This window comes from Wolbachia endosymbiont (group A) of Lasioglossum morio (assembly GCF_947250585.1).
Classification (GTDB): Bacteria; Pseudomonadota; Alphaproteobacteria; order Rickettsiales; family Anaplasmataceae; genus Wolbachia; species Wolbachia pipientis.
Map to the genome: position 1 here is coordinate 328123 of NZ_OX366327.1, position 26819 is coordinate 354941.

Sequence of the window (26819 nt, forward strand, 5' to 3'; positions counted from 1 at the left end):
TTTAAGGTAGTATATTAATGTAGAAATCTATTCCTTAGAAATTTGCTCTGAATTTTCTTTACTTACTGGTTTTATAGACACATCTTGAATTTCTTCTTCTGGCTTAGCTAGTAGAGTTGACTCTTCTTTAGATTCTGCTGCTAATTTACGTTGTTTAATAAATTTCTTTAGTGTCTTGACTGCGATAAAGTTAATACTGAAAACACATGCAGAAGTTATGGCTAAGGCTGGAAGAGGAGCTAAACTGAATGTTGGTAAAATTGCCACAATTGTAGCAGATGTTAGTAAAAATGCTAACTTCTTGCTCCCGATTATCTTGTTTTTCTTAACCTTTATTGGGTTTAATTTTTTTATTTTCCCTTTTAGCTTTTTGAAGCCTTTTTTGAACACGTTGCCCTTTTTCAGCTCTTTTTCTACGAGTTTTGCTTTCTTTGTTTTTAAGCTTTTTATTTTTTCTTTTATTCCTTTTTTATCTTTTTTTACTTTAGAGGTTACTTCCGAGCATAGGCTAGGTTTCACCACAATTTCAGAGAGCGGTTTTGGCTTATCGTTTGAAATTTTAGCTTCTTGCCCCTTAGTATGCTTTTTGGGCGAAACTATGTTTTTTAAACCTTTCTTTGCTTTATTTCTTTAGTTTGCTTGGCATTTCAAAAATTTATCTATTAATTCCTGGTTGTCCTCTATCATTGCATTTGCCTCCTGCTGCAGACATTTAATATTTTTAGGTGTTACATTATCCATCTCAGCTGATGCTACTTTTAGTTGTGATTGAATGTCTATCATTCTTATCTTATATTACAAAAAAATCAGTCAGTAACTCCCTGCTCAGATAATCTCTATTCTAAATCTATTAAAATTACGCAATTAAAGACATATCTTGTATAATACTTCTAATGCTACTTTTAGCAAAAATTTGTGAATATGGTTAGAACAGTAAGTAGAAGAGAGCCTGTATGCTATCAACCTTTTTTGCAGCGAAGTTATATGAGCACATCATGGAAGTTTGTATATTAAATTAGGAGTTTTGTGGATTACAGACTAAGAGCTTATTTACTTGGAGTTATCTGGTTTATACTTAGTTTATTTAGTAGTGTAGCTAATGATACTATATCAAAATATCTAAGTTTACATCTCCAAAGTTTTGAAGTAATCTTTTTCCGCTTTTTATTTAGCACTATTACCCTTGTACCTTTTATGCTTTACTATGGAAGAGAAGCTTTTAAAACAAGTCAAATATCTATTCAGATAACTAGAGGAGTATTGTTATTTGTTGGAATAACCTTGTGGACCTATGGGTTAGCTATTTTTCCCATAGTAACTGCAACAATTATAAGTTTTTCTATACCATTATTTGTTATACTTCTTGCAATCCCTTTACTAAATGAAAATATAATTTGGCAAAGATGGTCAGTAACTGTTATTGGCTTTGTTGGTATTGCTATTACTACCAAAGCTTATAGTGAAGACTTTAATCCTAAAATTTTTATTTTTATTGTATCTACATTAATCTTTGCTATATTAGACATACTTAATAAGAAACTCGCAATAAAAGAGTCAGTAATAAGTATGTTATTTTATTCAGCTCTAACAACAACTATTTTTTCCACTGTGCCTTTGCTGTTTTATTGGCATTTGCCTTCCTTGTTAGAATTAGTATTACTACTGATTTTGGGAATTAATTCAAATCTAATTCTGTTCTTCATATTAAAAGCTTTTACTCTTGCAGATGCTACTGCACTTGCACCATATAGATACATAGAGCTAATAATTTCTGCAATAGTAACATATGTTATGTTTAATGAGTTGCCTGATAAAAGTGCTTTGTATGGTATTTTAATATTAATACCATCGACTTTGTTTATAGTTTATTCAGAAAGTAAAGTAATTAAGAAAAATAATGTATGCAACGCTAGAGTAAAAATTTATGACTCTAATTGTTAATGATGTTCTTTTTAAATGTTTAAGCAGTTGAGCTACATTAGGATATTTTTAAGGTAATGACAAGATGTATATAACCATTATAGGAATAGGGTATGTAGGTTTAGTATCTTGTGCAATGTTATCAGAGCAGGGTCATAACGTTGATTGCATTGACATAAATACTAAGAAGATTGAATTATTGAAATTAGGAAAAATTCCTATATATGAGCCTGGATTAGCAGACTATTTAGAGAATAATATAAAGTTACAAAGGATAAGATTCTTCGATTCGTATTCTCAAATAAATCCCAACACAGAAGTAGTGTTTGTAACTGTAGATACTCCATCAGACTCCTTAGGAAATGCGGATTTAAAAAATGTATATAATTCAATAAGTAAAGTTTCTGAGAGAGTTAATCAAGATTGCTTAATAGTTATAAAATCAACTATTCCTCCTGGTACTACAAAAAATATATATAATTATTTATCTAATAAGGGCTACAACTTTGATTTGGGAGTTAATCCAGAGTTTCTCAAGCAAGGCTCTGCAGTATCAGATTTTTTATATCCAGATAGAATAATAATAGGAGTAAAAACTAAGCGAGCTAGAGTAAAACTAGAAGCTATATATAGATCATTTACAGATAGGAATATTCCGTTAATAGTCACTGATACAGTTACAGCTGAAATGATTAAATATGCTTCTAATGCCTTTCTAGCAACAAAAATTGCTTTTATCAATGAAATGGCAGGTTTATGTGAGATGTTAGAAGCAGACATCGACCTTTTAGCTAATGGCATGGGGATGGACCATAGAATAGGTAGGGAATTTCTAAAAGCTGGCCCAGGATTTGGAGGATCCTGTTTTCCTAAAGATTTGTCAGCTTTGATAAGGATTGCTGAAGATCATAATGTCAAGCTACAAATTTTAAATTCAGTTAAGGAATCTAACTATAATCATATAACAAACATCGCTAAAAAGGTAGAATATGCTCTAAATGGAGCTCAAAATAAAAAAATAGCGATATGGGGGCTAACTTTTAAACCTGGTACTGATGATGTAAGAAATAGTCCAGCTATAGATGTCGCAAAATTGTTAGTGAATAACAACGCTAAAATTACTGCATATGACCCAGTGGGAATGAATAATGCTAGGCAAGTTCTAAAGGATATAGAGTACGCGGATAACGCTATAGAAGCTGCAAGGGGCGCAGAAGCCTTGTTATTGTTAACGGAGTGGAGGGAATTTAAAAGTCAAGACTTTGTAATTTTAAAGGATGTTATGGCTACACCTAATATTTTTGACTTTCGTAATTTATTAGATAGTGAACTGTTGCTAAGATATGGTTACAATGTTTACTCTCTGGGCAAAAAATCTAAGTTTACCTGGGAAGTTTAATGTTAAGAAATATTCCCTATGTCAACTTTATGCAGTTGTTTTAGGTTCCTGCTTGATAATACGCAAAAGCAAATGGATATAATAACAGAACAAATAAAGAAGAATGAGAACATCATGTTATTACCAAAACATTCCACAAGTAACCCTAAAACTACACATGAAAATATTGAACTTGCAATATACCCAAATAATCCTGTCAAGCTTACAATTGTACATACATTATTTTGTGGAGCAATGTCTACAGCTATAACACCTGTTAGTACTTGTACTCCAAATATAAAAAATCCTGATAAAGCTGCACCAAGACTCATAAGAACTATGTTTTGACAAAAGTTCATTCCAATAAAAGTGAGTGCTATACCCAGCATGTAAAGTAATGCTAGCAAACTTCTATTTTGAAAGAAATACATATCACTAATTCTTCCTGTGATTAAAGTTCCAAGGATTCCACCCAAATCATAGACACCTGTGATTAGTGAGGATTGTACAAGAGAGATTTGTAATCTATCTTTTAAAATTATAGGAAACCAAAAGAAGATTCCCATTTTTATAATATAAGTACAAAAAGTAGCATAACATAGAAACCATATGGAACTTGTCACCTTAATGCCAATTTTAGGTTTCTGCACCTTATAGATAGTAGGAGTAGTACTTTCTCTGTAATATGCTTTTAATGTTATGTAAATTCCAAAAAGTAAGCATAAGAGGCCAGAATACAAAAATGCACTTTTTACACCATATATTTTGATTATACTTGGTAACACAATTAAAGTAAGGCAAGAACCAAGTTGCTGAGATGCACTCATAACCCCCCACAATGATGCAATTGAAGAGATACTAGAGTTTGTAATCATAAACTTGGTAATAGCTGGCCAACCTACTCCTTGTGCCCAAGCTAATAATATCAATGTTAACAGTAATAAGGTTAGGTTATTGTATGATAAAATTATACCAATGGTTGATATTCCAGTTACAATATTGCATAGCCCAAACATAAATAATGGATTATCTTTGAAGTCCATGATTATCCCGTTAAAGAATTTCGATACTCCGTAAAAAAAAGAAAAGCAGGCAAAAAAATAGCTTAATTTTACATGGTCAGTATCTATTAACAGTGGTAGAGCAATTGGTATACTCTGCCTTGAGAAGTAAAGTAGCACATATCCAAAAAAGAATAGTAAATATTGAAAGAAAACAAAGTTCACACCTATTCCCCAAACAGTTCCATGCAAATACTAGCATAATACTATGTTGGTATAATATTGTTTTACAAGAAGTTTGCAAACCATTAATGTAGAAAATTGATAACAATCGAAATTACCTATTCAGTATCTTTCTTATAGTAGATATAGTAGTATTAATATCTTCACAGCTTATATCTCTATGTGTTATAACTCTGATTTTACCTCTTATGTTAGCCATCCTAATTCCATAATTTGTCATTAGTATATTTATTAATTCTTGAGCAGATATACAATCAGTACGTAATGAGAAATACGCTATATTAGTTTTGTATAGGTCAATATTGATTATAACTTGATCTATAGAGCTAAGACCTTTTATAAGGTGCTGCATTTTTTTATGATCTTCTATTAAAGAATTCATGTTGTTGTTGAGAGCATATAAACATGCAGCTGAAATAATGCCAGCTTGGTGCATACCTCCGCCAATTTGAAACTTATAGTACCAAGCTTTTTCAATAAACTCTTCACTTCCAGCCAATACTGCACCCATTGGAGCGCCTAATCCCTTACTAAAATCAATAAACACCGAATCAAAATAATTTGCATATTCTTTTGGAGATATTTTAGCATAAGCACAAGCATTGAACAGCCTTGCTCCATCTAAATGAGAGGATACGTCGTTCTTTTTGCAGAGACTTGAGATCTCTTGAATATACTCTAAAGGCCACACAGCTCCACCACCAAAATTCGTTGTTTGTTCGACAGAAACAAGCCCAACTTTTGGAACATTCCTTAAGCTAGGACGAGTAATAAACTCAACGATTTGCTCTCCAGTAAATATTCCTCTTGTTCCTTTAATAGGTAAAGGAGTGGCATGTGCCTGGGCTGCAATTAATCCAGATTGCACTATTAATGGATGCGAAGTTTCATCGAGTAACAAATAATCACCAGGTCTTTGAATGTGCACTTTATAAGCAATTACATTACACATCGTTCCCGAAATCAAAAATATTCCTGCTGGCTTACCTAATATTTTACATGTGGTTTCTATTAATTCGTTTACAGTTGGATCTTCACATGCAGCTTCATTTCCAACTTTTGCTTTAGCCATTACTTCCCTCATTTCAGATGAAGGATTAGTGTTTGAATCGCTAAAGAAATCTATTTTTACCCTCATACTAAATTTAATACAACCTCCTTTATAATTTCAGCAGCATTTATTATGTCTGCTTCCTCTATGCCAAGATGAACAACTGCTCTTATATGAGATTCGAGCCAAGGAAAGAGCAATAAACCATAAGCTTGGCATTTACTCAAAAAAAACTCATTAGTCACATTTAGTTCTTTTATACTAAAGCTTACTATGTTAGTTTCTGGATAAGGTAGTATCAGCTTTACATGTGGAATTTCTTTAATCTTGTCTGCAAACAATTTAGCAAGCTTATTATCTTCTTTAAGCCTAGAGATATTATTCTGTAGTACATATTTTGCTGCATTAGCGCAGTACCCAATTTGATGATAACCACTCCCCAACCAAACCTGTAACTTCTTAGCCTTTTCAATTATCTCTCTTTTACCCATAAGCATTGAACCAAAAGGAGCTCCAAGTCCTTTAGTAAAAGAAAAGCTCATTGTATCTACATATTTAGCATAGTCAGCTAAAGCAACATTTGTTTCAGCATGAGCATTAAATATTCTCGCACCATCTAAATGAAGACTTATATTGTGAGCTTTTAAGAAATTATATAACTCTACTTGTTTCTTAAAAGGATAAATTTTACCGTTAAACCCGTTTATACTATTTTCTATAGAAACTAGACTCACCTGAGCAAAAATTTTATATCTCGGTTTAGAGTTAATAGCATATTCTACTTCATCAATATCTAAGATTCCGGTATTATTCCTAATACAGTTAAACACTATACTATTTACTTTTGCATTGCCTGCACTATCGAAAAAATTAACATGATAATTATAATGAGTAATTAGTTCATCACCAGGACTTGTTTGACTTGCAATAGCTAACCTATTTGCAAGCATACCGCTGGTTACGAACAATGCTTCTTCTACTTTGAATAATTGTTTACAATATTCCGATAAGTTGTTACAGCTTTTGTCTTCACCGTAAGCAAAATCTCCAACGATTGCACTACTTATTGCGTGTATAACGTTGGAGCTTTGTAAAGTTGTAGTGTCACTTCTCAGGTCGATAGTTTTTTCCATTTTCTTTTTTGATATTTAGACAGCCAATTTGAGCATCCCAAAGTTCTTTATAAAGACCTTTCTTGCAAACTAGTTCAGAATGTTTACCATCTTGGACAATTTTTCCTTTGTCAAATACTAGAATTCGGTCCATATGTAAAAGTGTAGAAATACGGTGTGCTATAGTAATGGTGGTTTTATTTTCCATCAACTTAAATAAACTCATTTGAATTGTTTTCTCTGTTATAGAATCTAACTGACTAGTTGGCTCATCGAAAAATAATATCGGAGCGTTTTTTAGAAATGCTCTCGCTATGATTATTCTTTGTCTTTCCCCTCCAGATAGCTTTATGCCTTTTTCTCCGACTACAGTTTCATATTGATCGGGTAGAGTCATAATGAAATCGTGAATACCAGCCAGCTTTGCAGCTCTTATTATTTCTTCGATAGTAGATTGAAGTTTACCATATATAATATTTGCTAAAATAGTATCATGAAACAACAATGGTTCTTGAGGTATTACAGATATTTGTTGCCTCAAAGAACTCTGTGTAACTTCCGATACTACTTGATTATCAATCTGTATATTACCTTTTTTAACATCAAATAGCCTTATGATTAAGTTTATAAAAGTAGATTTACCATCTCCAGAATAACCAACTAGACCTACCTTTTCGCAAGGATTAATGGTAACTGAAAAATCTTGAAATAATGACTTCTGACCCTCATAAGAAAAAGAAACATTATTAAACGTTATTCTTCCACTTAATAAATTTAATTTTTTAGCATTTTCCTTATCTTGAATTTCTGGTACGGTAGTCAAGATTGGCAATGCATCTGAAACTTTGCCGAAATGAGTAGAAAATTGGGTAAGATTCCTAGTTAGATGGTTAAGAAACTCTATAATCGATATATTAATTCCAAGTACAAGAGCAATATCTCCTATTGCAATCTTGTTCAATTGATAATCATGAATTAAAAAATACAAGTTTACTGCTTGGAGTATATCAAATGAATAGCCATATATAAACCAAAGCCAAAAGTATGCCCATTGTAATTTTCTTTCTGCAATAGTTTTTTTCTTGCATACTTGAAAAAATTTATGCCTCTCATGCGCTTGCCGAGAAAATAACCTTACTGATATAACATTTAAAATACTGTCGGCTATACCCGCTATTACTTGTGAACTTTGTTTAGAATGATCATCGGCTAATCCGGTAAGCACCCGAAAACTGAAAACCGAAATCAAAATAAAAATGTTCACCCAAATGAATGTAGCTATTGCAAACTTTATATTTACTAGTGATAAAGTATAAATAGCCAAGATTAATGCTATACTATAACTAAAGAAACAGTCTATAAGCAGTCTTATTAGCTCTATCACACTATCCATTAAGTTACTGACCTTATATACTAAACTTCCGGATAGGTTGTTTTGATAATAGGAATGGTCTTGCTGAAGCAGCCTGTAAAAAGACATATCAGCTATTTTTTGACGCATTGAGGTAAACATTCGAATGTCAACAAAATAGCCATAGAATCTAAAAGCAGTAGTAATAAGTAATGCCATACAAACATAAGCGCTTACAGGTAATAAAAGATTTTCAATTACATTACCTTCTTGATATTTTACAGCTGTATCTAAGATATTTTTTACTAAATACTTTCTAAAAGATAAATCAACAGCCACTACTAGGGCAACCAGGAACATTACAAGCACATTAAGCTTAAACTTGGATAAGATATTCAAAATGAACACCAATATATACTTGAAACTACCAACTCTACTTTTGTTCATTTATAATGCTAGCTCCACCACATTGACTTTTTTATTGAGAAATACAAGCAGTGAAAACCATAAATTTTTGTATATTTTTCCTGAAATGTCTCCAGCATCATGTAGTGCTGACGCTTGATTCAGAATAAGTAGCTTATATAAATCTCGCTTAGCTTCAGCAGTGTTGACCTCAGAAATATTTGTAGTTGTGTCTGTAATAAAGGCTAACCAGCTCTTAATAAGTTCTTCCATATTTTTTGTTTTTATACTTTCCTGGCGACGAAATAATGATAAGTATTCTCTCAGTATAAATTCTGTTAATGCACCACAGTTTAATATACCAAAAACTGAAGGCTGAGGTTTTGGCACACAAGGAAGACTTTTATCTTTTACAACCCATCTCGTAACATAAGCAAACCTATCTTTAGCATCTATATTCTTATCACTACCATGCCATAACCGTGAATCAAAAACTATCGCATCTCCTGCTGAAATAGGTAGTGACTTAATTTTATAATTTTCCCGGTTATCCGAGTATTGATCCAAAAAGTATGGATGCCAAAAATCAACTAGAGGCTGTATTTTCCAGTTGTGACTATCTTCTATAACTTGTAGTGCACCTGAAGTTTTATTGACATTATTCAAAGCTAGCCAAACAGAAAAATGATAAGGGTCATTAAAGCTATAAGAGATGTCCTGATGGAAGGGAACTGCATCTATTAAATCAGCAGTTTTACATATAACATTTGATTTTTTCTGCAGTATCTGGCATTGAAGTGACTTTTCAAGATAATTTTTAATAATTTTATCTAATACTTGAGATACAATTCTAGTTACCTGAGATGATGTACCCCATCTTCCAGTGCAGTTTAAATAGTCAGAAGTTGAAACACCTAATTCTTGAGATAACTTTGATATCTTGCTTATTATATCATTTAAAGACTGAGTTATTAACTCTAAAGGAACTAGATTTTTGATAATAAAAAAACCATTTTTTTGCAATGCTTTCATATATTAACACCTAATGTCAATAACTGATAAATAATCTGTTAAAGGTACAATACTAAAAATTTTAAGCCCTTTTACTTGTTTTAGTATTCTTTTCCAATCGCTCAATGTCCTTAGTTTACCCCCTGTTTCAACCATTACATTAATATCTACAGAACCTCCCACTGGGGAGTAGTAATCTAGGATAGTTTCTATCACTAAAACGCGTGGTATTCCTTTATTTTTTACCAATTTTAAATAAGACAATACCTTATTATCATCATAATGCTGCAGAAAGCGGCAAAAGACACCTAATTCATAATTTGTAGCTGATAATTCTTCTTGAGTTATGAGTTTAATTTTTAAATCTTCTACTGCCTGCCTAGGCACTTTATGTTCGTTGTAATAATATAAGCCTATAGAACCTTTATTGTGTATATCAGAATAAGCAAGAAATAAAGAGTGTACGCCAAATAGCAATATATTTTTAGCACCATCTATATTAACCCTAGAATTAAACTCTTTAGTGTCAAACCTGGAATATCCTAGCAATGCTTGGTAAAACGCTATTTTCCTGTCTTCTGATGTTTCTTTCTCCTTAAAAGATTCAAATGAAGATATTGACTCCTGCCTTAATATATCGGCAATTTTTAACCAATTCTTTTCAGCGGCAACCCTTGCCCACATTGCTGCTGCTTTAGGCAAAAATGGTATTTCCTTAAAACACTTACCTTTTGATGATAGTTGCCATAAGTCCTTGTTCTTATCGTAATCAATAAACCCTATTTCCCACAACGCCCTTAACAGCCTTTCTAGATTTGGAACGATAATATTTAACTTTTGAGATAAAACTGGCATAGTTGCAGGTAAGATATTTAACAAATCAAGTTCAATAGCAACATTTGCGAGGTAAGTTTTCCAAAAGGCTGAAAGTTCTGCAGAAATCTTATGCACTTGAGATTCTTTATCTAAATCAAAAATACTAAACTTTACGTTTCCGGTAATATCGATCTGTCCTAATACACCTTCAAAAGTTTCAACTTTTGCCATGCCATTATAGAATGCTTCTACCATTTTAAATCTTTGCCGGTAAACAGGATTGCCATTAATATCTATATGAAACCAGCCATGCTTATCTTCTGCAATAGCAAATCCTTTATGAAAAACATTAAGCTTTTTATACCATTTATTATGTACTAACTTTCCATGATTATTAATATGTGTAGCTTTACCATCTTTATGGACTACAGCGATACCATCCTTAAAATCCCCAACATAATTGTATTCTTGCTCATAAACTCTATTGCCGTTCAAATCAATATGAAAAAACTTATCATGCTTTCTAATCACACAAATATCTTCTTGGTAATTTCCAATCCATTGATACGAATGTTTGTATACTCTACATCCAGATGGATCAATATGGTAATACCCTGTGTCATCTTCTACGGCTGCTCTATTGCAGTAAAATCCAAAAGTTTTTAAAAATCTGTCGCGATAAATTGCTTCTCCCATTGCATCGATGTGATAAGCGCCTGTCTCATCATAAACTGGTGCAAGGCCAGGCTCGTGAAATTTATCAACTCTAATAAATCTATTTTTGTACAAAGGATTTTCTGACAATTGGTGAAACCTTTCACAGGGGGAAACCCTAATAGATTTAAGGTACTCACTATCTTTCATTAATTGACTAATGGTTTTCTCATGTTGCATGTTTTGCATAATTCATAGTTTAAATAATTCTTTTGTAAGTTTAGGTACTCGCTACTTTGCCATATTTCCTCCAGTTTAACTTCATTAACATTGCCAAAATCTCCTAATGTTTTGCGTAGTTCATCTGGAGCACAGCAGGGACTAAACTTGCCTTCATTGTTTATCCATGCTTCTTTACCTAAAAATGGGCACTGACCACCTGGAGCCAAATCCTTGATACCCTCTTGAGAAAGGATCGTAAAATTTTCTAATTTTATCTTTTTACCATTTGGCAATAGCATATTATCCCTAAGTTCATATAACCTTCCCACCTCCGTATTCCATCTACTAATTGCTAATTCATCTCTCCTCATAGATAGATCCTTAATTTCCTTAAAATGTGCCCAAAGATGATGTCCTTTAACTCTATCTATGCCATTTTTTATAGCCATCTCAACTATGTCGTAAAGTTCATGTAAATTACTTTCTAAAAATGTTAATTGTAAAGTAACGGTACACCTTTCACCTGTATCGCTAAAGTATTTATCTCTAACTTCAAGGAAAGTTTTTAAATTTTCTGTCACTACTTCCCATTTTGAACCTTTCATGATTCTTTCATGAGTTTCTTTAGTTGCCCCATTCCAGGAAATCTTAACATCAGATAAAATTGGTACCAATAGTTCAGCCCATTTTCTAGCTCCTTTAATAGGAAAAGAACCATTGGTCGTGAGGTTAAGCTTCAGGCCGAACTCATGGCACAAATTGATTATTTCATCAAAGCTTTTATACATTAAAGGCTCACCCATAGTAGAAGGAATGATTTCCCTTAAAGGTGTTCCATCTGCTTCCTTAATTACCTTCCTGATAGTTTCTATTGACATTATCTTGGGTTTTATCCCTTTAGCTTTCTTCTCCTCTTTAACTTTACTATATGGTGAAAAGCATTCACACATTACACAAGCAAAGTTGCAGTAATCTGGATTAGTATCAAAAGTAATTCTCCAAGGACCAGGTTTTGTAGCCACTGATTTGCCTTTATTTTCAATAACATTACGGTAAATTTTGTTAAGTTTCTCAGTATGCTCACTTATAGAAGGTACATTACCATTTTTAGTATAAAGATAGCCTCTTTGGGTCAGTTCACTGTATAATTCCTGGTCTGTAGATAGGACTTGCATTTTTTCTGACAAACTATTTGTATCTCTATGCTTAAATAATAGTCCGTTTATTCCATCTCTTACATATTCTGCCATGCCACCATAATCAGCCGTTATTACTGGTACACTCAGTTGCTGTGCTTCATGTATTACTAATGGTGAATTTTCACCCCAAATTGAAGGAACAACTATCGCATCAACTTTATTAAATACATCAGTAACTATATTTTTATTGTTATAACTTCCCATCCATTCTATCCTTTCTTTAACAGCATGTGGAAACTGATCGGCAATCGCTTTTAAAGTTTTAGTTTCTTCCCTTGCCGCTCCCCAAATTCTAAGTTTTGCTTTAGATGATAAGCGAGAAAAAGCCTTCAATAATAGGTCAACACCTTTCTCGGGAGTATGAGTACCTATATAACCGAAAATAAACTCTTTTTCTTGCACCCTATTTCTATTCTTAAGACGATTTAGATCAAAACCATAATCAAGATAAGAAATTTTGTTTATCGGAACATTAAAGTCTTGAGTAAATTTATCCATTAAGAATTTTGACGGAGCAATGAAGTAATCTATATAGTCCACTACTTTCTTTGTTTGCTTCATTCTAGTTGCAACCCATTGTTCCCAATAATTTAAGTCTGAATTCAAGAATTCTTCATCTCCTGTAAAATACCCCTTGTAACATTGGGTTGCACATTTTTGATCCTTCTGTCCATCACAAAGCCGTAACAAATCTTCAGAATTACGTTGAATAAATCTTCCTCTTGGACACATTAACCAAAAATCATGTAGCGTAAAAATTGTAGATATATTTTCTTTAAAAGCAACTTCTGGTAAAGTAATTGATAGATGATTAAGATGACCAAAATGTATAAGATCTGGTTGAAAGTTATCTATTATTCTTTTAAATTTTATATTTACTTCTTCATTGATAAATTTGTAACGATATTTAGTTGTAGGTATATTAATTAAATTCAGTAAGATCCGGGAATCACTACAGTCCAGAGCTGTAGTATAATGGAAATCAGGTAAGAAGCTGTTTTCATGCCTAGTAAATATTTGTACCTCATTATTATTGGCTAGTTCATGGGCAAGAGTTTGGCTGTAAACCTCCGAACCAGCGCTATAATAAGGAGGGTAACCATGAATAACTTTTAATATTTTCATATATTACCATATCTATATTGTTAGGATATTCTTGTGTATTGTTTTGTAGACTTTTTATAAATTTACCTAATCCTACTTTTAATGAATGCTTTGGAGACCAACCAAGTAGCTCTTTAGCTCTAGTAAAATCACCATGGAACTTAGTTACGTCAAAATTTCTTGGAGGATAAAAATCAATTCTAGAATCACTTTCCGTGACTTTTAATATTGTTTTTGCTAAGTTTTCTAAAGTACATGGGCTATTAGTAGTAAGATGAATAGCAGGAAGAGAAGATTTCTCGTTTTGTAAATATTTAACAGTTAAGTATATACCCTCTATAACATCATCCAAATAGGTAAAATCAAAAACACATTCTTTACCTTCTATCCTAATTGGATCGCCTTTCAATGCATTGATACAGAGTGCAGGAATTACTCTACTACTATGATCTAGTAAACCACCATATACATTTGAGAAGCGTAATATTGCTACATTAAAGTTAGAACCTTTTAAATTTATTACTTGTTCTTCAATAAACGCTTTACCTTTGGCGTAATTATTTATTGGGTTAATACTAGCAGACTCTGCAACTGGTAGTTCCTTTTGTTCTCCATATACTTCTCTACTGCTTGCATATATAAACCATGGTTTATTCGGAAGCGACTTGCAGAATTCTAAGAATTGGATTGTACCATCGACATTAACTTTTTGGCACAATTTAGGATAAAGCTCACCATGTATAACTCTAGAAATTGCAGCCAGATGAATAACCCCCGTACACTTAGCGAGTAGCGGCATTATATCTTCTGAAAAAAAACTGAGTGGGTTGTCGCGAAACCTAATATCGCAGCTTATTACTTCATAACCCTGCTTTTCTAACTTTTCTACTAAAGCCGATCCTATCAAACCTGCAGCACCTGTTATTAATATTCCCATGTGTCCCTCTCACTACAACCAGGAAAATCTTTCACACCTATCATCTTACAAGTAAGACTTAAAAAGCATTATAAAACTAGTATAAAACAAATGTCAACTTAAATTAAGGATCAATGAATAAAAAAATATAGTTATGAAAGAAGGGTTGGTTGTCTTCTTCTATTTGCCTGAAAATAACGTTCTGCTTTGACCAAATCCTCTTTGTTATTTACCCCCATTGCTTCCTTTTCGTCAGCGACTACATAACCTGCACGTAAGTTATTGCTTGCTGCAATGGGTATTATATCATTAAGACAACATTCGTTGGTCGAATCATTAAATTTTACTTCTTTTATTAGGGTATAAAGATCTTTAGCGTATGAAACCATTATTCCAGAGTTTGCAAGAAGAATTTCATCTTCACTTTTCAAGACTTTTTGAACATTGTCATTATCATCAATTACTAATCTTCCATATTGCTTATCTTGACTATTAAATCCAAGAAGAACTAAATTTTTATTATTACACTTTAAACAATCAGTCATTCTCATAACTGTATCACTAGATATAAACGGGGTGTCTCCGTACTGTATTAAAACTATGTCTTGGTCAGATAACCGCTCCAGGCTTTCTAGGGCAATTTTAACTGCAGTGCCAGTACCTGTAATATTTTCTTGAATTATCAATTTTATATTATATTTATCAATTATATCTTTTAAGGTACTAAATCTTTCTAACTCCTTTAGAAAAGGCTTGTTAATGACAATTGATAGACTTTTTAAACTCAGCGGTTTTGCATTGTGAATTATATGCTCTAAAAGAGTAAAATTTCCTACTGGGTGTAGTGTTTTTGAGTACTGTGAATTCATTCTACTGCTTTTTCCTGCTGCTAATATTATCAACGTGTTATCCATACATAACTCAAGAACTTACTAGGAGGTAAGTTAAGTGATAATTAATGAGTTGTAAAGTCTACTATAGTTTCCTAAATGATCCAGAAAAAATAATTAACATGCTTGAAATATATAAATCCTCTATGACGCTAATATAGATTAGCCGATAAAGTAAGCTTCCCAGAACTACTCATTTATATTGACCCATCAGTACTTATACAAAAGCTAGTTGATCGAGAAAATAGGCAAATCCTTATCAACGGCCTACTACTTTCCCTAACTTATGCTTCCTTGTTATATTGTTGAGTATACTTTTTAAATAGTTTTTTTCTGTTTTCTATCAACCAATAGAAGTTTCTTTTAGCCCATAAGGATATTTATATAGGAACTGATATTTTCTATGCTGGCAAGAGTCTTGACGCCGTAAAAAAAACTACTCAATAATTGGGTAACTTCTGATGACATTTTCACTGTACATTTATCGCACAACATTAGTGCTACAATCACAGGTGTAAAGGTATTAAACAACCTTTAAAAAGTTTCACTTTTCCCTTAATCAATTTTTCCTTTGATATAAGTGTTTATTGCTTTTGCCCTCTCTGTTGTTATAATTAACATTTTGTAGTAGTTCAAGATGAGTTTTGCATATTCAGAGAAAATCATCCATAGAATCAGCATCTAGCTTATCTAGGTTAAAATATATAGTTTTACAAGATGACTATTTATGGAAGAACATGGTGGGGAGAAAAATGGCTTCAGTGCTTCAATAGAATTGATTATGATAACCGTCTTCCACGTGGTAGAACTTGTGCTAATACTGGTCGAGCTTTTGGTATTAAAATTAATGGTCACATAGTTACAGCTAAAGTTCATAGCTCAGGATCTTACCCATATCGTGGTTCAAAACCTCAACCATATAAAGTCAAAATTATACTCAATGAATTAAGCTCATCAGAACAACAGACCATTCGTCAAATTATTGAAACTTCACCTTCTATACTATCTAAATTAATAAATAGGCAATTACCAACCAGCTTGTTTGATAAGCTTAATGATCTTGGGATTAAATTGTTTCCTTCAAATTGGGAAGAGATGAATGCAAATTGCAACTGTCCTGATTGGGCTATGCCTTGTAAACATATTGCTGCTGTAATTTATCTTATTGCTGCAGAAATTGATAAAAACCCCTTCATGATTTTTAATATTCATAATTGTAATTTGTCAGCACTTATCGATGATTTTGGGAATGGAAAATTAGAAAATGCTCAAAATATTTTAAAGATAGATGATATATTTAAGGCATGTTCTAAAATTAGAATACATAACCAAGCAATTTTAAATGATATTGATTTATCAACTATTCCTAACCTTTTTGATTGTATCAGTAGTATTTTAACAGATAATCCACTTTTTTTTGAAAAAAACTTCCATAATATTTTACAGATAGCTTATAAGCACTGGCAAAAGTATCCTGCAGGAAAGTTAGTGTACTATCCAGCTTCTAAGAAGGAACTATCAGAAGAGGAGCTATTTATTAAAAGATGGGGAAATATTGAGAATTGGAAAACATTTCAACTATTCATTGATGATCAGCATTACCTTACTCAAGTGAGCAATGGTGCAACTAATTTATTTAGGCTCAGTGGAAATGTATTGAGGGATGTAGCACGATTTTTAAATGATATTCCTAGTTCGTTACTCCACAAACTTAACCCTGAACTTCGCTTCATGCATATGATTTCACAGTTTGCACATATGCTGATGGAAAAGTCAGCGCTAATACCACAAGTATTACAAAACAAAAGAGGAGAAATTATAATTAGGTGGATTCCGGCGTTGTTTAATGAGTCAGTTAAGGAAATTCATAGCAAGATATCATCTATTTGTCCGCCTCTATTGATTAAATATCAAGAAATCGCTATGGAACCAGAGGAACAGGTAAATGTTGCTATCTCTCTCATCCTTTTAGGGTATATAGAAGATAACTTTCCTGCATCACTGGATAAGCATAGAGATAAATACATCTTTGAATTATTCTTTACTGGAAGACCATACAAGTTTACTGAGTTTAGCAACAAGGAAATACCGCAAGCAATTAATCTCTGGCTTTCACGTCTTTATTTAGCAGATAAACCTTACAAACTCTATTTAATGATAAAAGATCACCATGAAAAATTTGAACTTGAGGTACAGTTATCACTGGATGATGAGAAGTCATTCATAAAGCTGGAAAAAGCACTTTCTAATCAAAACGTAAAGCTTAGTATTTTATCTGATCTTGCACTCTTATCTGAATACATACCTGAATTAGAAAGATCGATTGATAGCAATAGCAAGTTATCATTTAATTTAGACGATTTTGCACCTTTATTCCTGGGTATTGTACCAGTACTAAGAGCAATAGGTATAACAGTTATCTTGCCGAAATCTTTGCAAAAAATCTTCAAACCACAATTAAGTCTTAGTTTGTCTGCCAAGGATAAAATAAAAGAAGATCGCGAAAGTTTTTTAACGCTGGAAAATTTATTGAAATTTGATTGGAAAGTAGCAATAGGAGATAAAAAACTAAGCGTTACAGAATTTAAAAAATTGCTAAAAGATTCCCGAGGGCTTGTGCGAATAGTCGATCAGTATGTGCTTTTGGATGATAAGGAGGTAGAAGCTTTATTAAAAAAACTTGATAAATTGCCTGATTATTTAAGTCAAGCAGAGCTTATGCAAGCTGCTCTAACAGGAGAAGTAAATGAAACTAAAGTAGCATTTGACCAGCAGCTTACAAGCTTATTTAATAAACTTAATACTTACACACCTGTTACTACACCAAATAATCTAATAGCACAACTACGCCCATATCAAGAACGCGGATTTAGTTGGCTTATACAGAACATAGAAAACGGGTTTGGTAGCATAATTGCTGATGATATGGGTCTTGGTAAAACATTACAGGTTATAGCAGCTATTCTGTATTGCAAAAATACAGGGTTTTTGGATCGGGACAGAGTCTTGGTAGTAGCTCCCACAAGCATATTAAGTAATTGGCAACGAGAGATGGAACGTTTTGCACCAGAATTAAAGCTTTTCATCTATCACGGACAAAATCGAGAATTGGCAAGTGATTATGATGTAGCTCTAACATCCTATGGTCTTGCACGTCGTGATAAAAAAGAGCTTAACAGAGTCGGATGGTTTTTGCTCGTGATTGATGAAGCACAAAATATAAAGAATCCCAACAGTGAACAGACCAAAGCTATAAAAGCTATTACAGCAAAAAATAAAATAGCTATGAGCGGTACACCTGTTGAAAATAGACTACTAGAGTATTGGAGTATTTTTGATTTTACTAATAAATATTACCTTGGTACCCCTAAGCAATTTAAAACTCGTTTTGCAACACCGATTGAAAAAGCGAGAGACAAAGCTTGTCTAGAGAGGTTCATGAAAGTTACCCACCCCTTTATGCTACGTAGGGTAAAAAGTGATAAAAGCATTATTCAGGATCTACCAGATAAAATTGAAAATAATCGTTATTGTTCTCTGACTCCAGAGCAAACAGCACTTTACCAAGAAGTCGTTAATACAACTATGGAAAAGATAGAAAGAAGTGAAGGAATTGAACGTAAGGGACTAATTCTTAAACTTATCAATGCTTTAAAGCAAATTTGTAACCATCCATCGCAGTTTGGCAAGAAAAAGCGTGCAAATGTTGAGCAGTCAGGAAAGATGCAGATGCTAGAAGAGATACTGATAGGAATTAGTGAACTTGCAGAAAAATCATTAATATTCACCCAATACACTGAAATGGGTAAAATTATAGCTAGACTGCTTGAAGAAAGGTTTGAATCAAAAGTGCCATTTTTACATGGAGGACTGTTCCGTAAAGCACGAGACGAAATGGTTAATGACTTTCAAAATTCATTGCAATCAAATATTCTTATAGTATCTTTAAAAGCTGGTGGAACAGGGCTTAATTTAACAGCAGCAAATCATGTAATACATTACGATTTATGGTGGAATCCAGCAGTGGAAGCACAAGCAACAGATCGGGCCTATCGTATCGGGCAAGAACGTAATGTTATGGTGTACAGGCTACTTTCAACAGGTACATTTGAAGAGCGTATTGATGAGATGATTCAAAGCAAGAAGGAATTAGCAAACCTAACTATAAGTAGTGGCGAGAGTTGGATTACAGAATTTAACAACGATCAATTAAGAGATTTAGTTAATATAAAAAATGCACTATAATATAGCTGAGTTATTTAATGTAAAGAACCAGATAACTACCGCTCAATAGTTCAAAATAGAGACAAAGATCAAAATTTACGTCTCCAATTTTATCATACATAATGGAGACAAAGATTTATATTTTATGTTTTATGTCTCCATTATTTACTGGTAAGCAAAAAGCCTGTAATTACGTTTTAAAGCGATTTAAGTATCCATTGTACCTTTTTAGCGCCTGTAATACCCTTTAAAATTTGAATAAAAGGCATCTTTAACAATTCTATTACTGCAGGACAAACTTGCTAGCAAGTTTATAGTCATTTTTATTCATTGTAAAGAAAAAATTTTGTATGAAGGTTTTTTAGAAAATTCACTTACCTTCTTAAATGTTCTTAATACCCTAAAAATCTGAATAAATGAAAACATAGGCTTTTTGTGAACAAAAAAAGTAATTACTGTTTTCATAAACTTTTTTACAGACGGCTTACCATAAAATATCTAAATCCTTAATAGGTAAGACTACACCATTTGCTAATAAATAATGATGTGTTGGTTTTACTAATTTGTATTCTACTTTACCTTCTGTAGAAACCTTAAGTTCCATATCTTTCACACAAAGAAATCCATACTTAGAATTGGTCCCATATTCCTCAGCATTACGAAAGAATTTAATCTGTCCAAGAGTTGCAAGATTATTTATTCTTTCTCTGATATTGCGCTCACTACCAAGCCCCTCTTCTCCTTCAAAACGCTTTGCAAATTGTCCAGCAGTATAAATATTACCTTGATATGCGCTACTGCGAATTAAACTCAAGATAACCTCATGTTTTCTCATCCGTTCTAAATCCAGCTTTTTGCTATATTGATCTCTGATTATTGGTTCTGAATTTAAAACTGAATTGTCATGTACAAATGCTCCATTTTTCCAGTAAAGTGTCATTTGCCCGTTATTGCACTGCGAATAATTAGATTTTTTACGCGATAAAATTCTCTCGTCAGGAGAAGCATTAGCTTTATCTGGTCTAGTCAAATACCAACGAGACCTTACTGTATTATTCCATGCTGTTGAACCACCTGTACCAGTTTTACGTATCATCCCCGAATCAGAAGGGTGAGCAAGCAATAGAACCGCTCCTTTTATTGCTTGAGCTATGCGACCACAACAGGTTTGAATAAATTGCCTTACATGAGAGCGATCGTTTTCATTACCTCCAAATAGGTCTGCTGCTGTATCTAATACCACAAGCTTCGGCTGAAACGATTCAATGTCCTCAAGTAACTCTTGAAAGTAAGTAGTTAATTGACCAGTATCTTTGTTATTAAAAACCATAAGTTGATTATTGTGCCCTGCTCGGGACCATAAGCCAACATTATCCTGAAAATCAGAAGATTCCATACCTGATTGATAAAATTCATTTATTGCGCATTGCCGACGCCAAAGTTCTTCTTCATCGTCTTCACAGAACACACCGTATGTCTTTATTTGTTCTAGATCTATTCCAAGCCAAGGTTTACCAGCAGCAGCGGCTGTCATTAGTTGTTGAGCAAGGAGAGATTTTCCAACACCACCATCACCGTAAAGAGCTGTAACACTTCCCACAGGGAGCCAATCCTTAATAACCCACTTTCTTTCTGGAGGGATATTGGTCCAAGCTGTAGTATCAATCCTTTTTGACTTTCTTGGAGAATAAGGGCTTTTGTTGTTAAGAATAAATTCTTCAACGTTCATTCCTTCTAGCACACCGTCTGCAACATCCCAAGCGTTTGGTTTATCTTGAGGAATCTTGAGAATAGAAAGTGATGCAACTCCAATATCTAAAAGCTTTTTTCCAACTTTTTCAGCATAATCTTTCCCAGGATCATCGTTATCTGGCCAAATGATAACATGTTTTCCCTTAAGTGGACTCCAGTCGGTCTTCTCAATAGGTGCATTTGCCCCAAACATTGCTGTCGTTGCAGTGATTTCTTGTTCTATTAGTGCTTCTGCGCATTTTTCTCCTTCTACAAAAACAACTTTATCAGACTTTAAAATTCCTGGAATGTTATACAGAGGCCTGATCTCAGGTGCAGTGAAGGTAGATTTTTTAGCATCAAAAGGTAGATACCTCTTTCCTGAAGCAGTATCATAACGATATTTACTTGCAATCAACTGGTTATCCTGATCAAGATAGTCCCATTGAGTTATTTTCTTTTGTTCTTGTATAGGCGGTTTGTTGCATCCTAACCATTTACTTATCGAAGCCATTACTTCAACAAATTCTATTTTAGCATTTTTCCCATGTGCGGCTGCCCAAAGATCGATAATGTCACCACCGCCCCCAGTTGCGAAATCAATCCATAACCCGACCTTACCATACGCTAATTCAACTTTGAGGCTTTTGCCTTTATTACCTTGTACATCACCTATATGAAATTTATCACCATGAAAAGTTCCTCTTGGAAATAAATAAGAAAGGCATGATCTTATGTTTAATAATAATTGCCTTTTAATCTCTTCTACATCAAATTGCTTTAATGGTTCTACAGTATTGTTAAAATCGTAATATTCATCATTTAAAGTATTTTTTTGTTTGACATTAGTTAAAAAATCTTGTATCATAGACTGAAACTCCTTTTAAAGTTAAGTGTTTGAAAGGTTTTTGAGTAAGGCTGTTTTGATTGGGGTCTTACTCTTTGTTGTTAAGGGAAAGCTATGGTGGCAGGTCTTTTGGCATATGTTTTACGTCTAAGTGAAAAGCATATTAAGAAGGTTTTTCATTGGTTGGCTGCTTTAGTAGGTTGTGAGGGTATTGAAACTCTTTTTAATTAAGAGATAATCCTCTACGCCTATTCTACAGTATTTTTCTTACTATGTCAATTTCTTATTAAATAAAGTCATAATGCTTCTATTTTGTCACATTGATATATTACATACTACTAATATGTAATATATATTATATATAAGGAAATTTACCATTTAACATTTTGGCTAAACCTCCCCATATACGCAGCTTTGAGACTGATTGGCAATTTTGCCAAATGAAATCTTATTTGCCATTTGAAATTCCTTTAAAGTATTGATTTTCTTGCATTTCTCTTTGTAGGTTCATTTGGTTATTTGGTAAGTTTGCCAAATGACTTGCATTTTATTTAAAATAAATTAAAAAAAACTAATGTTTTCTTTCTGCTATATAGTTCATAATGGTGTCTTTGAAGGTTAGGAATAGTTTGATTTAAGGTGGGATTATAAGCGAATAGAAAAGTGTTTGTACTCCTACTACCGGATTTCTTACGACTTTTTCCGGAGAGAGTAGAAGGTTTTTTCCGAAAGAAAGTAATAGTATACATGTTTACTCCTTTTATGAAAATATATGGATTTAATGCTTTCTTGCTATATATATGTTCACCAAAATTCCAAAAACTGTTCAATATTTTTGAAAAAACTTTAGGGGCCTATAATATATATACAGGATTCGCTTGTTTTTCGTCCAAAAAATCTTATATATATACGCGGTCCGTTCTAAATTCGTCCAAAATTTTAAGAAGTAAGATTTTAGATTACGCTGATTTTAGGCAGTTTAAGCCAGTTTAGATTATAAAATGAAATCTTATTAAGCTGAGAAGTGGGCTATTGTAGAGGAATTTAGTATAATTTAAGATTACAAGTTGAGCAAACTGCTCCAATACCATAAAAGGCTACTCCTTGGCTGATTTTAGGTATTTCTTAGTTTAGAAAAAAAACCTATTATTATAAATAATAAAAATAAGGTACATAATAATACCCTATTTATATTTTTCACTTCTATTTATTTTTTAATTTTGTAGATAGCTCTCTAAAAAAAGGAGGTGAAAATTAGGTAAGTTCAAACTCTGTGATCAGAGAACGCTTGTTCAAGACATCAATAAATAAAATCTTCAGTTCTTTTTAAAAAATTTTCTTTACAAAGCATAAAAACCGTGATAAACTTAAGAATAAGTTTGTTTTGCAATAGTAAGACTACTAAGGATGCCTTGTAATTGAGTTTAAAGGTAGCGCTCTTTGATCAGGGGGGTACATTTATCCTTAAAGTCACATCTAGCTTTAAAACGTAGGTTTTGTCTTCTCTAAAAAACATTAAGCTATTTTTTTTAAGTTACTTACACGCAACTCACCAAAAACCCAGCCCAGATAGCTACACTATTACTTCGTTTCTTTTGCTTTCCTCAAACTTTTCTACCTTTTTAATGCTCAGAGCTTATGTCTGATATACGTTTTAAGCCTTTTACACGTTCTTTTAGGAGATTAACTAAGCTAATTCACTTTTTTCTTCCCCAAAGCCATAATTGACCAGATGAAAGTACAAACAAATGAATTAGATAAAATAACGCTTCTTTTCTTTCTTCTACAGAGCCGGCATTTTAGCTTTTTCTATTTGGCCGGTAGAAGGTACAGCTAAGCCAAAAATCTTTAAGTCAATAGGAGAAATGCCAAGACAGAATGCTTTGTTTCATGGGGCAGTTGTGAAGGCCAATGGTTTAGCTGATCACACTGTAAGAACTTACCTAAGAAATCAAGAAACAGGGCTACTAGAAGATATAACAGCACAATTGAAAGTTAAAAACATTAGCGATAAAAGTCTTAAGATATATCTTATCGATGCAATTAAACGATCTGCTATTGCAGGGCATCCATTTACTCATACAGGAAGTGCAGGAGTATATAAACAACGGCATAGACTGCCTGAAATTTTTCACAATATGGGAAGAGATAAATTAGAACGTATGATACAGGAACTTTTACAGGTAAAACAGTTAGTAAAAGGAATGTCTAAAGGTTCAAGAGAGGATAAGTGGCTTGACGTTACAACAGGACCCTTTGCTTGTGGTATAGGAAAATTCACCCCTGGAGCTGAAGATCTTAACTGCAAATAAAACTTCTGTAGGTAAATTCTTTACAGCTATTTTTAATAGATCTCTTATTCAAATACTTGTTCTGTAGGCTTTGTTGCTAACCATACTTTTCTATATATGGATATATACAATATTCAGTTGCTAGTTTACGTTGAATGCTACAATAGATAGATATATAGTAGAATGGAGAAACAACCAGAAATAGCTAAAACCATACCAGATGGGCTATTGGTTTTTCAACAGCTATGCAAGAATATTTTTACAAACAGACATTAATCTCTTAAAAATTGATATCTATTATAGGTAGCATTATATTCCTAATTCCTAGGTTATCAGCTAAATAGTTAGAAATCAAGGAAGCTAGACTCTGCATAAAACCTAGGCTTTTTGACCTACATTCCTAAAAGTATTCCTAGCAACTACGCACCTAAAGTTAGCCAATATGGCTGATTTTGCTATTCCTAAAACCCTTATATATTATATATATATAATAACAATAGTAATAAATATAAATTAATAAATATATAAACTACAAATAAATAAAACTTATCAAAAAGAAAGAAGAGCAAAAAGACCACTACAAAACTTATTAGGATATTTAAATTGAATAAGAAAGAACAAATGGCTCATAATTGCGTTTTAAGACGATCCTGTGACTTCAGGGTACAATTATACCACCAAGACCTAAATTACTCATGTAGGGTAGCTTAAAACTCGATTACGAGGCATTTCTAAACTATTTTTTACCCCAAACTTTTATTTACTACAAGAAAGCCTAAAACCAGTCTATCATGTTTTTTTGTTGGTTGCAAAGAAAATTTTTCAAACCTAAAGAACAAATGGTTAGTAGACTTTTTGAAACGTTATTTTTGCAACAGCCAACTTATGTCACTTCTATCATAGAGAGGGTAACAAAATACTCCTACCCTTTAAAACGCTTTAGGAGGTCCTTACAACACTATTTGTAATTTAGATATAAAATCGTCTTTTTTAAATTAACGCGTGTAGCCTCCCTAAAAACTCGAATAAAAGGCATCTTTAGTAACCCAACTATTGCAAAGTAAACTTACTAGTAAGTTTAACACATTTTTTACACTTTGCAAAGAAAATTCTTCAAAAAAGATTGAACGACTTGTGAATGGGTTAATGGAGACTTTATGAAAATACAACAACTTTTATTGCAAACCTCTGAGCAATTGATTGCAAAATTCTCAGTAATGAAATCAGCAAATTGTAGATGAAGCTCAAGGAAAAAAGTTACTGCCATAGAAGAAGAAACAGAAGCTACAGAACTCTTAACCCGCTTAATAGTTCAAAATGGAGACAAAGATCGAAATTTATTTATTTACGTCTCTAATTTTATCACGTATAATGGAGATAAAACTTCCACTATTTATTAGTAATAAAAAGCAACTTAGTTTATATTTGGTTTTTAGAATAAACTTATTTTCAATATGATTGACACTTTAACTTTAAAAGAAGGAGATATTGAAACTACTGCTTTTGATAATAGCAATTTTACTAGAGTATTACACGATGGAGAATGGTGGTACGTAATAACAGAAGTAATAGCTTTTCTGACAGGTAGTAAGAACCCATCTGACTATCTAAAAAAGATAAAAAGCAGAGATATAGGGCTTTCTGAAGGATGGGGACAATTTGTCACCCCCCTTGAAATTAAAACAAAAGGTGGTAAACAGAATGTTAATTGTACAAATGTTGAGGGGTTGTTTCGTATTTTGCAGTCTATTCCTTCCAAAAGAGTTGAACAATTTAAACGTTGGCTTGCAAAAGTCGGGTATGAAAGGCTACAAGAATATGAAAACCCTGAGCTTGCACTCAAACGAATCTATGCCGATTATGCTGCAAAAGGGTACCCTCAGGAATGGATACAAAAGAGAATAGAATCGATAGCTGTCAGAAATCAACTAACAAAGGAATGGGGTAACAGAAATATATCTGACCACAATAATAAGTATATTGAAGGTAGGGAATACGCAATATTGACAGACGTAATTTCTGAGGGAACGTTTGGAGTAAAAACAAAGCATCATAAGGAAATAAAAGGCTTGAGGAAACAACCACTAAGAGACCATATGACACCAATTGAATTAATTTTTAACATGCTAGGAGAACAGGCTACCATTGATGAAATAAAAGATAAAGATGCACAGGGCTATAATAAAAATTTAGAAGCGGCAAAGGAAGGAGGCAAGAACGCAGGCACAGCAAGAGAGGCATTTGAAAAAGCGAGAGGTGTGAAAGTCGTTTCTTCAGATAACTTTTTAAAGAGGATTAAAGATTAAAGTTCTCACTATGAGAAACCTCTGAATTTTATGGTTTAAAACGTTTTAGAAGGCTATTATAGCGTTATTGATGATTTAGATAGGTTTTGTATGTTTTTACCAAAAACTCATGTAATCTCTTCTCAGATCAAGTAAAAAGTTGTTTCA

The 26819-nt window shown here is 32.8% G+C and carries 15 protein-coding genes and 2 pseudogenes; 5 read left to right on the plus strand and 12 right to left on the minus strand.

Annotated elements, in window-relative coordinates; translation table 11 throughout:
• Nucleotides 1-27: 27 nt before the first annotated feature.
• Together OOK89_RS01610 and OOK89_RS01615 are read right to left on the minus strand one after the other, a co-directional pair.
• Nucleotides 28-519: a hypothetical protein gene (locus OOK89_RS01610; protein ID WP_264719150.1), complete on the minus strand. Its 492-nt coding sequence runs from the start codon at nucleotides 517-519 to the stop codon at nucleotides 28-30.
• 111 nt (nucleotides 520-630) lie between these two features.
• A pseudogene (locus tag OOK89_RS01615) lies at nucleotides 631-786 on the minus strand (patatin-like phospholipase family protein); the annotation flags it as partial.
• A gap of 240 nt (nucleotides 787-1026) precedes the next feature.
• Between OOK89_RS01615 and OOK89_RS01620 the strand changes: the two are divergent.
• Together OOK89_RS01620 and OOK89_RS01625 are read left to right on the plus strand one after the other, a co-directional pair.
• Nucleotides 1027-1941 (plus strand): DMT family transporter, encoded by a 915-nt coding sequence (locus OOK89_RS01620; protein ID WP_197907416.1) that lies wholly within the window; start codon nucleotides 1027-1029, stop codon nucleotides 1939-1941.
• Between the two features lie 64 nt (nucleotides 1942-2005).
• The gene (locus OOK89_RS01625; RefSeq protein ID WP_174516729.1) at nucleotides 2006-3319 is read left to right on the plus strand and encodes a UDP-glucose dehydrogenase family protein; all 1314 of its coding nucleotides are present in this window, start codon (nucleotides 2006-2008) and stop codon (nucleotides 3317-3319) included.
• Nucleotides 3320-3321: 2 nt separating this feature from the next.
• On the opposite strand, the gene OOK89_RS01630 is transcribed toward OOK89_RS01625, so the two are convergent.
• The 9 genes from OOK89_RS01630 to OOK89_RS01670 form a co-directional block, all read right to left on the minus strand.
• On the minus strand, nucleotides 3322-4524 hold the full coding sequence (locus OOK89_RS01630; RefSeq protein WP_255498567.1) for an MFS transporter: 1203 nt from the start codon (nucleotides 4522-4524) through the stop codon (nucleotides 3322-3324).
• A 112-nt stretch (nucleotides 4525-4636) separates the two neighbouring features.
• The gene (locus OOK89_RS01635; protein WP_174516730.1) at nucleotides 4637-5680 is read right to left on the minus strand and encodes a threonine aldolase family protein; all 1044 of its coding nucleotides are present in this window, start codon (nucleotides 5678-5680) and stop codon (nucleotides 4637-4639) included.
• Entirely contained in the window at nucleotides 5677-6726 is a 1050-nt protein-coding gene (locus OOK89_RS01640) for a threonine aldolase family protein (RefSeq protein WP_174516731.1), read from the minus strand. Before OOK89_RS01640 ends, OOK89_RS01635 begins: the two co-directional genes overlap by 4 nt.
• Nucleotides 6698-8503: an ABC transporter ATP-binding protein gene (locus OOK89_RS01645; protein ID WP_174516732.1), complete on the minus strand. Its 1806-nt coding sequence runs from the start codon at nucleotides 8501-8503 to the stop codon at nucleotides 6698-6700. The genes OOK89_RS01640 and OOK89_RS01645 overlap by 29 nt, the downstream gene beginning before the upstream one ends.
• Nucleotides 8504-9493 (minus strand): phytanoyl-CoA dioxygenase family protein, encoded by a 990-nt coding sequence (locus OOK89_RS01650; protein ID WP_006280067.1) that lies wholly within the window; start codon nucleotides 9491-9493, stop codon nucleotides 8504-8506. It lies immediately after the preceding gene.
• Nucleotides 9494-9496: 3 nt separating this feature from the next.
• Nucleotides 9497-11191, minus strand: a complete 1695-nt coding sequence (locus tag OOK89_RS01655; protein WP_006280066.1) for a WG repeat-containing protein — start codon at nucleotides 11189-11191, stop codon at nucleotides 9497-9499.
• Entirely contained in the window at nucleotides 11152-13488 is a 2337-nt protein-coding gene (locus OOK89_RS01660; RefSeq protein WP_015588900.1) for a glycosyltransferase, read from the minus strand. The genes OOK89_RS01655 and OOK89_RS01660 overlap by 40 nt, the downstream gene beginning before the upstream one ends.
• Nucleotides 13445-14404, minus strand: a complete 960-nt coding sequence (locus OOK89_RS01665; protein WP_015588901.1) for an NAD-dependent epimerase/dehydratase family protein — start codon at nucleotides 14402-14404, stop codon at nucleotides 13445-13447. Before OOK89_RS01665 ends, OOK89_RS01660 begins: the two co-directional genes overlap by 44 nt.
• A 131-nt stretch (nucleotides 14405-14535) precedes the next feature.
• On the minus strand, nucleotides 14536-15297 hold the full coding sequence (locus tag OOK89_RS01670; protein WP_174516733.1) for a sugar phosphate nucleotidyltransferase: 762 nt from the start codon (nucleotides 15295-15297) through the stop codon (nucleotides 14536-14538).
• 693 nt (nucleotides 15298-15990) lie between these two features.
• Between OOK89_RS01670 and OOK89_RS01675 the strand changes: the two genes are divergently transcribed.
• Nucleotides 15991-19518: a DEAD/DEAH box helicase gene (locus OOK89_RS01675; protein ID WP_264719151.1), complete on the plus strand. Its 3528-nt coding sequence runs from the start codon at nucleotides 15991-15993 to the stop codon at nucleotides 19516-19518.
• Between the two features lie 463 nt (nucleotides 19519-19981).
• On the opposite strand, the gene OOK89_RS01680 is transcribed toward OOK89_RS01675, so the two are convergent.
• A complete protein-coding gene (locus tag OOK89_RS01680) occupies nucleotides 19982-22096 on the minus strand; it encodes an AAA family ATPase (RefSeq protein ID WP_264719152.1) in 2115 nt (704 codons plus the stop codon).
• Between the two features lie 1793 nt (nucleotides 22097-23889).
• On the opposite strand from OOK89_RS01680, the pseudogene OOK89_RS01685 reads away from it, so the two are divergent.
• Nucleotides 23890-24387, plus strand: a pseudogene (locus tag OOK89_RS01685) (AAA family ATPase); the annotation flags it as partial.
• 1433 nt (nucleotides 24388-25820) lie between these two features.
• On the plus strand, nucleotides 25821-26672 hold the full coding sequence (locus tag OOK89_RS01690) for a BRO-N domain-containing protein (protein WP_213862822.1): 852 nt from the start codon (nucleotides 25821-25823) through the stop codon (nucleotides 26670-26672).
• Nucleotides 26673-26819: the final 147 nt, after the last annotated feature.

What these genes read in the sequence shown, in the direction of transcription:
- OOK89_RS01655 (WP_006280066.1), bottom strand. Translation starts at nt 11,191, where the DNA reads ATGCAAAACATGCAACATGAGAAAACCATTAGTCAATTAATGAAAGAT.
- OOK89_RS01645 (WP_174516732.1), bottom strand. Translation starts at nt 8,503, where the DNA reads ATGAACAAAAGTAGAGTTGGTAGTTTCAAGTATATATTGGTGTTCATT.
- OOK89_RS01680 (WP_264719152.1), bottom strand. Translation starts at nt 22,096, where the DNA reads ATGATACAAGATTTTTTAACTAATGTCAAACAAAAAAATACTTTAAAT.
- OOK89_RS01660 (WP_015588900.1), bottom strand. Translation starts at nt 13,488, where the DNA reads ATGAAAATATTAAAAGTTATTCATGGTTACCCTCCTTATTATAGCGCT.
- OOK89_RS01625 (WP_174516729.1), top strand. Translation starts at nt 2,006, where the DNA reads ATGTATATAACCATTATAGGAATAGGGTATGTAGGTTTAGTATCTTGT.
- OOK89_RS01690 (WP_213862822.1), top strand. Translation starts at nt 25,821, where the DNA reads ATGATTGACACTTTAACTTTAAAAGAAGGAGATATTGAAACTACTGCT.
- OOK89_RS01640 (WP_174516731.1), bottom strand. Translation starts at nt 6,726, where the DNA reads ATGGAAAAAACTATCGACCTGAGAAGTGACACTACAACTTTACAAAGC.
- OOK89_RS01675 (WP_264719151.1), top strand. Translation starts at nt 15,991, where the DNA reads ATGACTATTTATGGAAGAACATGGTGGGGAGAAAAATGGCTTCAGTGC.
- OOK89_RS01635 (WP_174516730.1), bottom strand. Translation starts at nt 5,680, where the DNA reads ATGAGGGTAAAAATAGATTTCTTTAGCGATTCAAACACTAATCCTTCA.
- OOK89_RS01665 (WP_015588901.1), bottom strand. Translation starts at nt 14,404, where the DNA reads ATGGGAATATTAATAACAGGTGCTGCAGGTTTGATAGGATCGGCTTTA.
- OOK89_RS01650 (WP_006280067.1), bottom strand. Translation starts at nt 9,493, where the DNA reads ATGAAAGCATTGCAAAAAAATGGTTTTTTTATTATCAAAAATCTAGTT.
- OOK89_RS01670 (WP_174516733.1), bottom strand. Translation starts at nt 15,297, where the DNA reads ATGGATAACACGTTGATAATATTAGCAGCAGGAAAAAGCAGTAGAATG.